The organism is Streptomyces sp. NPDC002476 (genome assembly GCF_042889785.1).
GTDB lineage: Bacteria > Actinomycetota > Actinomycetes > Streptomycetales > Streptomycetaceae > Streptomyces.
The window spans coordinates 57,287-69,050 of the sequence record NZ_JBIARH010000037.1 but is presented as its reverse complement, the minus strand read 5'-3'; the positions used below and the strand labels follow the sequence as shown (position 1 = coordinate 69,050).

Below are 11,764 nucleotides of genomic sequence, written 5' to 3'. Positions count from 1 at the left end.
AGGGCCCGCAAGGGCTGACAGCGCGGGCTCTTCTGCCGTTGTCCCGGTCCGGGGCCGTGTGGTGACTTCCCACCACACGGCCCCGGACCGCTTTCTGCGCGGTGGCGCACCGGGGCGCTTACGACCTCGCCCACGATTGTCAGCGTCGTCGCGGCGTCTGGGACCTCCACCTCCGGCGTTGTCGTCAGTTGCCGACGCTCCTTCCCCAAGCTCTCAGCTGCGTTCGAGCAGGGGAGACCCCATCCGACTCCCTCCTCCGCCTTGGATTCGAAGACCCCGGACGCCGCTCCTTCTCCCACCGCCAATCGTGGGCGAGGTCGATACCCATTCGTGGGGCGGCCTGGTCAGCCCGGCCCGAACATGCAACCCTGACCCGGCCCCACATTCCCCGACGCACCGTCAGCACGCGCCCTCACCAACGTGACCCGGGCCGCGGGGCGGTTCCTCTGCCCGACCGGTCACGTCGACACCAGCTTTCTGATGCGGGGAAGCACCTCCGCCCCGCAGGAACGGAGTCGCACATGGCACACGGTCGCACCAACCCGCTGAACGCGCACCACGACGACGCCCCGCTCACCTTCGGCGTCGAGGAGGAGTTCCTCCTGCTGCACCCGGAGACGAGCCGTCCGGCGGCACAGGCGCCCCTCGTCCTGCGTACCGCCGCTCCCGCGGCCGGCACGCTGACCGAGGAGATCACGCGGTTCCAGTTGGAGGCCGCAACTCCGGTCTGTCGCTTCGCCGACCAGGCCCACCACCATCTCGCGGCGGCCCGGCACGCGCTGGCCGAGGCTGCTCAGCGGCACGGCCTCGGTCTCGTCGCCGCCGGCTGCGCCCCGTACGGCACCCCCGTGCCGCTCCCGCTGGCCGACAAGCCCCGCTACCGGCACATCAGCGACCGGTTCGGCGATCTGGTGGAGTCCCACACCGTGTGCGGCTGCCACGTCCACATCGGCATGCCCGACCTGCCCACCGCCCTCGCCGTCTCCAACCATCTGCGGCCCCATCTGCCCACCCTGCTCGCGCTGAGCGCCAACTCGCCCTTCTACCAGGGGCGGGACACCGGTCATGCCAGCTGGCGCAACATCCTCTGGTCCCGACTCCCCTCCTCCGGTCCCCCGCCGCTGTACCGCACCCCCGACGACTACCACCACGCCGTCGACGCGTTGCTCGACGGCGGCGCCGCCCTCGATCCGGGAATGGTGTACTGGTTCATCCGGCCCGCCCCACGCCTGCCCACCCTGGAGATACGCGTCGCCGACGTGGCCGCCACCGCCGAGGAGGCACTGCTGCTCGCCCTCCTCGTCCGCGGCCTGGCCACCGCCGCGCTCCAGGCCGTAGCGGACGACCGCCCCGCCGCCGAGGTGCCCGACCGGGGCCTCCGCCTCGCCCTGTGGCGAGCCGCGCACGACGGCCTGGAGGGGAACGGCGTGGACACCACGACCGGCGCCCTGACACCCGCCCGCGCCCTGCTCGACCGCACGTTGAAGGCCGCGCTGCCCGGTCTGGACGCCTGCGGCGACACCACCGTCGTCACCGGTCTCATCGACCGGCTGCTCCGCTGCGGCAGCGGGGCACATCGCCAGCGGGCCGCTCATGCCCGCGACGGCCGGATCAGCGATGTCACCGCCCTGCTCGTCGAACAGACCCGCGCTCCACTGCCCGCGTAGCACCCCGTGCCGGAACTCTGCGGCCCCAGGGGGACCGTCAGCCCTGTCAGGACTGTCAGGACCGCTGGGAACCGCGTCGGGGACCCGGCCACCGCGCCTACCGCTCCGCCCTGGAGGAACTCGACCCCAAGATCGGCCCACTCATCGCCGCACGGCTGTCTGCGACGCACCGCCGCATGAACTCAGCCCAGCCACCGAGTATGCGGGAGTACGACCTGATCCGGGGCCTGGGTAGTTCGTTGCCGTGCATGCGCAGTGCGGTGGCTGTCAGTACGAAGTAGTGAGGAAGTCTACGACCGTGTTGCCCACCGGCTCGCGTACCGGTACCCCCACCCGGCGCCAGCAGCGACGCTGTTCGCCGGGCCGTAGCTGGTCTCCACAGCCTCGACCCGGCGTGCGGTCCTACTTACGGGCGACGAATCCCCACTGGTCGACAGGATTGCTGGTGTCGTCATCGGGATTCGGGCGCCAGAGCGAGATCGACCCGAATCCGGGCTCGACCAACGTCATGCCGTCGGCGCTCGCGCGGATCTCCTCGGGCTGACGTACCAGGTATGGCGGGGTGTCCCCCGCTGCGTATGCCTCCTGCGCCGCAAGTGTCTCGGGCGTGGAGATCGTGTCGCAGAGGACGAGGTGGCTGCCCGCCGGGAGGTCGCGCATGTATCGGCGCGTGAGACCGATACCGGTCTTGGGTTCGGTGTGCCCCAGTGTGGACAGGAGCATGACTGCGATGGGCTGCTTCATGTCCAGCGTCCGGTTCGCTTCGTCGAGAACACGTTCGGCATCCAGCATGTCTGCGTCGATGTAGTCGGTCATGCCAGCCGGTGCGCTCGTCAGCAGCGCCCGGGCGTGGGCAAGAACCAGCGGGTCGTTGTCGACGTACGCGATGCGTGCCTGCGGCTGGATGATCTGCGCGATCTCATGAGTGCTGTTCTGGGCGGGGAGCCCGGTCCCGATGTCGAGGAACTGGGTGATTCCCGCGCCGGCCAGGTATTGGACCGCACGGACCTGGAATGCGCGTGAGGCCAGGGCGAGTTCCCGACCCTGAGGGTAGCTCGCCAGCACCTGGTCTCCCAGTTCTTGGTCCACCGGGTAGTGGTCCTTGCCTCCGATCCAATAGTTCCAGACTCTGGCCGAGTGGGGTACACCACTGCGGAACTGTGCTTCGGTTTCAGGGCTGTTACTCACACGCAACCTCACTTGTATGTGCACAGGTCACGAATCTGTGCCCGGAACCGTCGAGCTTCATCTTAAATACTGCTGGCGAGCGTGTGCCAGTGCTGCTGATGGGCGGCCCGCCCCGTTGGCTCCCTCAACGCCCGAACGGCCACGGGAGAGCCAACTCGAGGGATACGCACGCCTTGTGAGTGCCGCCAGCGGACGAAGGGCTGTCCCGTAATCCCTGGCGGGCGCGCGACGACAGCTGTAGCACCTCGCCGCGTTGTCGGAACGTCCGCATACATCCAGTATGCGGACGCCCCTCCGCCTTGCGATGCACCACATCCGACGCCGCGCGCTGGTCCGCCACGGATTACGGGACAGCCCTTAGCGGAGAGCCCTTCATGACGTCTTCCCTGTACAAGGCCACGATTTTCAACCCATCATCGATCGCGACCGCATACAGCAGATCGCTGTGGGCCTTGTTGAAGTCGTAGTTGAGGCGCGGGTTACGCAGGTCGCCGCGGACCAGGGTGGCGACGATGTGGATGTGGTCTTCCGCGTGGCGGACGGCGATCCACCGGCAGCCGTCGGGATCACCATCCGCGATGCCGGTGGCGTGGACGATGCGCTGGGCGACGGGGGTTCCACTCCTCGTCGGAGAACCGCCGGTCGCCGGGGGCGGTCCGGACCGAGCAGTGCCACACGTGGAGCTCGCCGCCGCCGAGGCCGCTCGCCACGGTGTGCCGATCCACCGGCTCCGCACACCGGGTGGTGATTCGCCGGAGGACGTCCAGGCCCGTTACGTGGACCTGTGGGACGAGGTCTGCTCCGGGGCACGGCGAACGACCATCCTCGTCGGGCACGGCGGGGGCATCGCTTGCCTGCTGCTGTGGCTCACCGGGAACGGCTTCGACCGGTACCTCCAGCACGTGCCCGGGTCCGCCGGGGTCACGTGCGTGGAGATTGACGGCCCGTCCGTCTCCGCGCATACGACTCTTGAACGTCTCTCCCGCGGACCTGCCCATCCTCCTCAGCGCCCGCACCGCCCGATGAGAGTCGGGACGGTACGGGTGCGGGGATGTCTGTCAGACTTCCGGGGCGCCGCCGAAGCGCTCACGGTAGGACTCCAGGTCCTCCTCCGTGATCTTCGCGAAGAGCACCGACGGCACCGTGAAAGCGGTGCCGGCCGGGACGGCGTCCAGGGACTTGGCCTGGTCGGCGGTCACCCAGGTCGCGGTGTCGTTTTCCAGCTCAAAGGCGCCGCGCATGGCGGCGGCCGTGGTCGGGATGAACGGCTCGGAGACGACCGCGTACAGGTGGATCAGGTTCATGGCGGTGCGGAGAGTCAGCGCGGCGCCGTCGGCGTCGGTCTTGATCTCCAGCCAGGGGGCCTTCTCCTCAAGGTAGGAGTTGCCCGCGGACCACAGTGCGCGCAGGGCAGCGGCGGCCTTGCGGAACTGGAGCGCCTCCATGTGCTCCTCGTACTCGGCCAGCAGGCGCGCGATCTCCTCGCCCAGCTTCGCCTCCGCGTCGCCGGCGGCGCGCCCGGCCGGGACCTCGTCGCCGAACCGCTTGCGGGAGAACGACAGCACGCGGTTGACGAAGTTGCCGAGGGTGTCCGCCAGGTCCTTGTTCACCGTGGCGGTGAAGTGCTCCCACGTGAAGGAGGAGTCGTCGGACTCTGGGGCGTTGGCGATCAGGAAGTAACGCCAGTAGTCGCCGGGAAGGATCTCCAGGGCGGCATCGGTGAAGACGCCACGCTTCTGGGAGGTGGAGAACTTGCCGCCGTAGTACGTCAGCCAGTTGAAGCCCTTGACGACGTCGACCTTCTTCCAGGGCTCGCGCACGCCGAGTTCGGTGGCCGGGAACATCACCGTATGGAAGGGGACGTTGTCCTTGGCCATGAACTGCGTGTAACGGACAGTGTCGTCGGCCTCGTACCACCACGACTTCCAGTCACGGCTCTCGCTCTCGGAGGAGGCGTCCGCCCACTCCTTCGTCGCGCCGATGTACTCGATCGGGGCGTCGAACCAGACGTAGAAGACCTTGCCTTCGGCCGCGAGCTCCGGCCAGGTGTCGGCCGGAACGGGCACGCCCCAATCAAGGTCGCGGGTGATGGCACGGTCGTTCAGGCCCTCGGTCAGCCACTTGTGGGCGATGGACGTGGACAGGTGCGGCCATTCCGCACTTACGGTGGCGATCCACTCCTCGACCTCGTGCTGGAGCTTGGACTGCAGCAGGAAGAGGTGCTTGGTCTCACGGATCTCCAGGTCCGTGGAACCGCTGATCGCCGAGAGCGGGGCGATCAGGTCGGTCGGGTCGAGAACGCGCGTGCAGTTCTCGCACTGGTCACCGCGGGCCTTGTCGTACCCGCAGTGCGGGCAGGTGCCCTCGACGTACCGGTCCGGAAGGAAACGGCCGTCGACCGGCGAGTACACCTGACGGATCGCACGCTCTTCGATGAAGCCGTTCTCGTTCAGCTTGCGAGCGAAGTGCTGGGTGATCTCGACGTTCTGCTGCGAGGAACTGCGCCCGAAGTAGTCGAAGGCCAGCTCGAAGCCGTCGTACACGGCCTTCTGCGCGTCGTGCGCCTGAGCGCAGAACTCGGCGACGGACAGACCGGCCTCCTTGGCAGCCAGCTCGGCCGGCGTGCCGTGCTCGTCGGTGGCGCAGACGTAGAGGACATCGTGGCCACGCTGGCGGAGGTACCGGGAGTACACGTCCGCCGGAAGCATCGACCCGACCATGTTGCCCAGGTGCTTGATCCCGTTGATGTAGGGAAGCGCGCTGGTTACCAGGTGTCGAGCCATCCTTGGATGCTCCATTTCGTACGTACGGCGCCGATGGCGCTGCCACGGCGGGCCCAGGTCGGGAGGCCGCAGTCGACGCGATCACTCCGATCGCACGTCAGCGTCACGCATGGTGACGGAACGGGATTGCAAGCCACCGGCATCGTATCGAACCGGGGGTTTGGCCAGCCTGCGGGTTTTCCCGGCCCGGGCCACCCCCGAAAAGCACCCGGCCGTCCGAGACAGGCGGCCAAGCGAGTCTCGTACGGCCGAGGCGCTCCCCATCCTACGGTCACCACCCCCTGCGGACACACGCCGCGCATACGTCCCCGCTACCCCGGCCCCCGATTTCAGCGAGGTGGACCGCATGATCAGGAATCACGAAACCCGTCGGCTCCGCGTTGCCGTCGTGGGGCAGGGATACGTCGGGCTCCCGCTGGCGGTCCGAGCCGCCGAGGTCGGGCATCACGTCGTCGGCCTCGACGTGGACGCCGGGCGCAAGCGGCATCGAGGCCGCGTAGTTGCTCGTCACGAGCCGGCATTAAAGTGCGATGCGAAGTACGTGCGCGGCTATCTCATGTCGGAGCAACAGGCTCAGGGGCCACGCCACGCACTGGAAGGGACAAACCGTGCATGGCGAGTACAAGGTGCCCGGCGGCAAGCTTGTCACCGTAGATCTGGACGTCGAGGAAGGCGTACTACGCAATGTGCGCGTCGCCGGGGACTTCTTCCTGGAACCCGACGAGGCAATCCTCTCGATCGACAGGGCCTTGGAAGGCGCCCCTTCCTCGACGGACGCCGCAGGTCTGGCGGCCCGGATCACGGCAGCGCTGCCGGAGTCGACCGTCATGTTCGGACTGACCGCGGAGGGCGTCGGCATCGCTGTTCGGCGGGCGCTGGCCCATGCGACCGAGTGGAGCGACTACGCCTGGCAGTTGGTGCACATGGAACCGCAGGCCCCGGCCCTGCACATGGCACTGGACGAGGTTCTCACCGCCGAGGTGGCCGCCGGGCGGCGCGCTCCCACGCTGCGGGTCTGGGAATGGGCCTCGCCTGCTGTGGTCATCGGCAGCTTCCAGTCGCTGCGCAATGAGGTGGACCCCGCAGGCGCAGCGAAGCACGGAATGACCGTGGTACGCCGCATTTCTGGTGGCGGAGCCATGTTCGTAGAGCCCATGAGTACCATCACGTACTCCCTGTCCGTGCCGGAGTCGCTGGTTTCCGGCCTCTCGTTCGCCGACAGCTATGCCTACCTCGACGACTGGGTACTCGGCGCGCTCGGCGACATGGGTATCAAGGCCTGGTACCAGCCGCTGAACGACATCGCGACCGACGCCGGAAAGGTCGCCGGCGCCGCCCAGAAGCGAATGGTCGGCCCCGACGGTGGCCCCGGGGCCGTCCTGCACCACGTGACCATGTCGTACGACATCGACGCCGACAAGATGCTCGAGGTCCTTCGCATCGGCAAGGAGAAGCTCTCCGACAAGGGCACCAAGAGCGCCAAGAAGCGCGTCGACCCGCTCCGCCGCCAGACGGGACTCGCCCGGGAGCAGGTGATCGAGAACATGATCGCCTCCTTCCGCAACCGCTACGGACTGACCAACGGCGAGGTCACAGCGGAAGAGATGGCCCAGGCGGAGAAGCTGGCGCGGACGAAGTTCACCACCGACGAATGGACCGCCCGGGTGCCGTGACCGCCCTGGTCCCATGACCTGCCGGGGTCCGTGACCCGCCACGACACCGCCCCCGCCACGACACCGCCCCGCCGGTCGCGCACTGCGTGCGACCGGCGGGGCGGTGTCGGTTTCGGTGTGCTGCTGTCGGGGGCGACTTCGGGAGCGCGCGTCCGCAGGAGCGGGCGGCCCCGGGGGAGCCGGCGTCTACAGGTCGGCGGTGCCGGTCAGGCTCCGTCCGGATTCCGGCTGCCGCGGCACAGCGGTCGCGGCCTGCGAGGTCCCGCCCTCCCCCGCCTCGTTCGCGGGCTCCGTGGCCTGCCCCGCCGACAGACGGGCCGCGAACCGGGGCCAGACGAAGAGGACGACGGGGAAGATGGCATAGCCGATGCGCGTGGCCGGGGACAGCACGATCGCGAAGAGCAGCCCCAGCGCGAGCCTGTCCGCGGCCTCGACGGGGGTCCGCGGCGGGCGCACCAGCAGGGAGGCCCCCACGCCAAGGGCGCTCAGCCCGATGAGCACGACGGTCACCGTCTGCCCGTGCGGGACCAGGGTGACGATCAGGTACCCGAGCAGCGGACTCTGCGCCGTCGACGCGGCCTCTCCCAGACCCAGCGGGTAGAGGACCACGTTCTGGTAGAACGCGTCCATGTCCACCAGCGCCACGGGCACGGTGCACAGCACCGCGATCCCGACGGCGAGCACCGCGCTCCTGACGGCGGCACGCCTGCCGAGGCACACCGCGAACAGGGCGACGACCACCGGGATGGCCGGCCAGGCGGTCCACTTGAGCGCGGCGGCCGCGCCGAGGGCCAGCCCCGCCCCCAGGTCGTTGCGCCGGTCCGCGAAAGCCAGGGCCAGGCAGACGAGTCCGATGACCGGCGGGTCGACGCCCCCGATGGTCAGTGGCAGCGCGACGACGGGGCAGGCGACCAGCCAGAACACGCCCGTCACGGCCGAGGGGACGGAGGCACCGCCCGCACCGCCCGCAGTCTCCCGCCCCTTGGTCAGCACCCGTACGGTACCGATCATCGCGGCCAGGAAACCGAGCGCGAACCACAGCCGGGCGCTGGTGAACGGGGTGTCGCCGAACAGCACGTGGGGAATGCCGAACAGTGCCATTCCGGGCAGGTACGGATTGAAGTCCGGCACCACGTGCGGAGCGTCGTTGTACACGGTCCCGGAGGAGAACAGCAGGTCGGCCGCCCGTTCGACGACTCCGACCTCCATCTGCGCCTTGCCGACGACGGTGAGGTAGAGCAGGGGGGCCACCACCGATCCGGCGGTCGCGACGACGGCGGGGATCCGGGACCACGGCGTGGCCGTTCTCAGCGCGACCACGGCCGCGCAGCCGTAACCGACCGCGGCGGCCAGGCCCCAGGCCTGCTGCGCCGTACCGGGGGGCGAGGACAGCCCCACCGCCAGCGCCGAGACCGCGCACACCAGCAGCACCGGCCAGTCCCAGCGCCGCTTCCGGGGCGACGCGCCGCTCGCGCGTCCGGAACCGGCTCCCGGTTCCTGCTTCCGAATCGCTGTCGACATCCGTCACCGGCCCCGGTCGGATATTCGGGCACCGGGCACCACCACACGGTGCGCGCATGGGCGCACACCGCGTACGAACTGATCACATGGGGGGAAGGCGGAGATCATGCACGGGACTATACTCACCGGCCATAGATCATATGATCACGTGCGTGCGTGCTCACGCGGCGCGGGCCGCAGCGTGCGGCGCGGACGGAACACGGTCGGGGAGCGCCTTCCGGCCGCCGCCCCGCAGAAGGTCCGTTCGCCGGCCCGCAGAAGATCCGGCCGCCGGTCCGCGGGAGACTCAGTCACCGGTCCTCGGAAGATCCTGTTCGGTCCAGATGACCTTTCCCTCGGGTGTGTAGCGGGTGCCCCAGCGGCGCGTGAGCTGGGCGACCAGGAAGAGGCCACGACCGCCCTCGTCCGTGGTCCTGGCGTGCCGCAGCCGCGGTGAGGTGCTGCTGGTGTCGGAGACCTCGCAGATCAGGACGGACTGACGCAGCAGCCGCAACCGGATCGGTCCCGTGGCGTATCGCACGGCGTTGGTGACCAGTTCACTGACGATCAGCTCGGTCGTCATCTCCAGCTCCTCCAGGCCCCAGCTCCGTAGCAGACGTGCGGTGCGCGACCGCACGCCCGCGACGGCCGCCGGGTCGGAGGGCACCTCCCACGAGACGACGTGCTCGGCGCTCAGCTCGTGGGTGCGGGCCAGCAGCAGGGCCACGTCGTCCGGCTGCGGGGCGGGAAGCAACTGCTCGACGACCGAGTCGCACAGCGCTTCCAGGGGGAGTCCGCGCTGGGCCAGGGCGCCGCCGAGGCGGGACATGCCGAGTTCGGGATCCCGGTCCCGTCCCTCGATGAGGCCATCGGTGTAGAGGGCGATCAGGCTGCCTTCCGGGAGTTCGATCTCCGCGGTCTCGAAGGGCATTCCGCCCAGCCCCAGCGGTGGTCCCGGGGGCAGTTCGGGAAAGCTGACGCGCCCGTCCGGGGTGACGACGGCGGGCGGCGGGTGGCCCGCGCGGGCCATGGTGCAGCCCTGGGTGACCGGGTCGTAGATCGCGTACAGACAGGTGGCACCGAGCACGGTCGAGCCGCTCGCCTCGCCTTCGGGCTCCTCCTCGCTCAGGCGCAGCACGAGGTCGTCGAGGTGGGCCAGGAGTTCGTCGGGAGGGAGGTCCATGTCGGCGAGGGTGTGGACCGCGGTGCGGAGCCTGCCCATGGTGGCGGCGGCGCTGATGCCATGTCCGACGACGTCGCCGACGACCAGGGCGACCCGGGCGCCGGAGAGCGGAATCACGTCGAACCAGTCTCCCCCGACCCCGTCCTTGGCGTCCGCCGGGAGGTACGAGGAGGCCACGTCCAGGGCCATTCCTCCGGGCAGGGTGTGCGGGAGCAGACTGCGCTGCAGGGTCAGCGCCGCGGCGTGCTCGCGGGTGTAGCGGCGGGCGTTGTCCACGCTCACCGCCGCGCGGGCCACCAGTTCGCGGGCGGGCAGCACGTCGTCCGGTTCGAACGGTACCTTGTTCACCGAGCGCATGAAGGTGGTCAGGCCGAGGACCGTGTCCCGGGCCCGCATGGGCGCCACGATCAGGGAGTGCAGGCCGAATTCGCGGATGCGTTCCGCGCGCGCGGGCTGCTCGACGGTCAGCAGACGGCTGAGGGATTCGAGGACCGGGATCAGGACGGGCTCGCCCTCGACGAGGAACCGCGCATCGTACGGCGGCGGCAGGAAGTCCACCGGGTCCCCGACCCGGCAGACCGCCTCCGGGACGCCCTCCCGCACCGAGCTCATGGCGGCGCGCCGCATCCGGGGCGAGGACGAGGCGGCGCTCGTACGGACGGCTCCCCTGCCGGAGAGCGGCGTGGTGGTGAACCCCGCGGGTGCGTGTCCCGGGTCGCCCGGCCACAGCCCCGGTTCCCCGGGGCGGGCCACCGGTTCCAGCAGGTCGACGAAGACCAGGTCGGCGAAGCGCGGCACCGCGAAGTCGGCCAGTTCCTGGGCGGTGCGCATCACGTCCAGGGTGCTGCCGATACTGGCCCCGGCGTCATTGACCAGGGCCAGACGCTGCTGAGCCTTCCACCGGTCGGTGACGTCCGTGACCATGTAGCAGACGCCGGTGACGGCGCCCTCGCCGTCGGTCAGCGGGAAGAACGAGCTGGAATACGCGTGCTGGCGGTGCGGGTCGGCCCAGCTCCAGCCCCGGTACTCGTAGTCGATGACGGGGACGCCCGTGTCCAGCACCCTGCGCATCAGGGTCTCGATGGCGTCGGCCTCCAGTCCCGGGAGCAGTTCGCTCATGCGGCGGCCCAGGCGATGCTCACGCGGGATGCCGCCGATCCGCTCCAGGGTGTCGTTCACCCAGACGCAGCGCAGCTGCGGGTCCATCACGGCCATGCCGATCGGCGAACTGGTCAGGAAGGCGTCCAGCACGGACTGCCCCACCGCCAGCTCCGCCCTCCGTTCCCGGGCGGAGACCAAGAATGCCTCCCGGCCGTCCAGCTGGAAGGAGGCGGAGACCCGCAGATCCGCCTCGGTCCGCCGCCCGTCACGCCGCCGCACCTCGCCGACCCCCGTCCACCCGGCGCCGGCACGGCACCGTTCGGCGATTCCCGCGACGCGGACCGGGTCCTCGGGCATCGCGAGCAGGAACGCGGCGGAGCGCCCGACGACCTCGGCGGCGCGGTACCCGAGGAGGTCCTGTGCGCTCTGCGTCCATCCGATGACCGTTCCGGTTCCGGAGATCACCGCCGTCGCGTCGTTCGCCGTGTCGAAGGCGGCGTGGGGGTTGCCGAGGAAGCTGGGCTGCGGCGGTTCGCCGCCGGGCGCGGACTGCGGGTCTGCGGACGCCATGCTGCTCACCACCCATCCACTCCGGTCCACTCCATGGTCCTGCCTGCGGCGCTCCGGTGCGAACGTCCGCGGCGCCCCGCCGTGCGGACAACGGCGTGC

The 11,764-nt window shown here is 69.8% G+C and carries 6 protein-coding genes and 3 pseudogenes; 4 read left to right on the top strand and 5 right to left on the bottom strand.

Annotation, left to right across the window (positions count from 1 at the left end; all coding sequences use genetic code 11):
• The first annotated feature begins 521 nt into the window (after positions 1-521).
• On the top strand, positions 522-1,667 hold the full coding sequence (locus tag ACFYXM_RS30095) for a glutamate--cysteine ligase (RefSeq protein ID WP_389294076.1): 1,146 nt from the start codon (positions 522-524) through the stop codon (positions 1,665-1,667).
• Between the two features lie 402 nt (positions 1,668-2,069).
• Here ACFYXM_RS30095 and ACFYXM_RS30090 read toward each other — a convergent pair whose 3' ends face one another.
• Positions 2,070-2,855: an SAM-dependent methyltransferase gene (locus tag ACFYXM_RS30090; RefSeq protein ID WP_389294074.1), complete on the bottom strand. Its 786-nt coding sequence runs from the start codon at positions 2,853-2,855 to the stop codon at positions 2,070-2,072.
• A gap of 439 nt (positions 2,856-3,294) precedes the next feature.
• Positions 3,295-3,538 (bottom strand): annotated as a pseudogene (locus ACFYXM_RS30085) (mobilization protein); the annotation flags it as partial.
• On the opposite strand from ACFYXM_RS30085, the pseudogene ACFYXM_RS30080 reads away from it, so the two are divergent.
• Positions 3,524-3,739 (top strand): annotated as a pseudogene (locus ACFYXM_RS30080) (histidine phosphatase family protein); the annotation flags it as partial. The pseudogenes ACFYXM_RS30085 and ACFYXM_RS30080 sit on opposite strands and share 15 nt — an antisense overlap.
• A gap of 174 nt (positions 3,740-3,913) precedes the next feature.
• Here ACFYXM_RS30080 and metG read toward each other — a convergent pair.
• Positions 3,914-5,638 (bottom strand): methionine--tRNA ligase, encoded by a 1,725-nt coding sequence (gene metG / locus ACFYXM_RS30075; protein ID WP_389294072.1) that lies wholly within the window; start codon positions 5,636-5,638, stop codon positions 3,914-3,916.
• 346 nt (positions 5,639-5,984) lie between these two features.
• Here metG and ACFYXM_RS30070 point away from each other — a divergent pair.
• Positions 5,985-6,116 (top strand): annotated as a pseudogene (locus ACFYXM_RS30070) (nucleotide sugar dehydrogenase); the annotation flags it as partial.
• Between the two features lie 130 nt (positions 6,117-6,246).
• Positions 6,247-7,311: a biotin/lipoate A/B protein ligase family protein gene (locus tag ACFYXM_RS30065; RefSeq protein WP_389294070.1), complete on the top strand. Its 1,065-nt coding sequence runs from the start codon at positions 6,247-6,249 to the stop codon at positions 7,309-7,311.
• A gap of 186 nt (positions 7,312-7,497) precedes the next feature.
• Here ACFYXM_RS30065 and ACFYXM_RS30060 read toward each other — a convergent pair whose 3' ends face one another.
• Together ACFYXM_RS30060 and ACFYXM_RS30055 are read right to left on the bottom strand one after the other, a co-directional pair.
• A complete protein-coding gene (locus tag ACFYXM_RS30060; protein ID WP_389294068.1) occupies positions 7,498-8,832 on the bottom strand; it encodes a glycosyltransferase family 87 protein in 1,335 nt (444 codons plus the stop codon).
• 286 nt (positions 8,833-9,118) lie between these two features.
• Positions 9,119-11,665 (bottom strand): SpoIIE family protein phosphatase, encoded by a 2,547-nt coding sequence (locus ACFYXM_RS30055; RefSeq protein WP_389294066.1) that lies wholly within the window; start codon positions 11,663-11,665, stop codon positions 9,119-9,121.
• Between the last annotated feature and the right edge of the window lie 99 nt (positions 11,666-11,764).

Bases quoted from the DNA above. Each gene is read 5' to 3' on its own strand.
- ACFYXM_RS30095 (WP_389294076.1), top strand. From the start codon at position 522: ATGGCACACGGTCGCACCAACCCGCTGAACGCGCACCACGACGACGCC.
- metG (WP_389294072.1), bottom strand. From the start codon at position 5,638: ATGGCTCGACACCTGGTAACCAGCGCGCTTCCCTACATCAACGGGATC.
- ACFYXM_RS30060 (WP_389294068.1), bottom strand. From the start codon at position 8,832: ATGTCGACAGCGATTCGGAAGCAGGAACCGGGAGCCGGTTCCGGACGC.
- ACFYXM_RS30055 (WP_389294066.1), bottom strand. From the start codon at position 11,665: ATGGCGTCCGCAGACCCGCAGTCCGCGCCCGGCGGCGAACCGCCGCAG.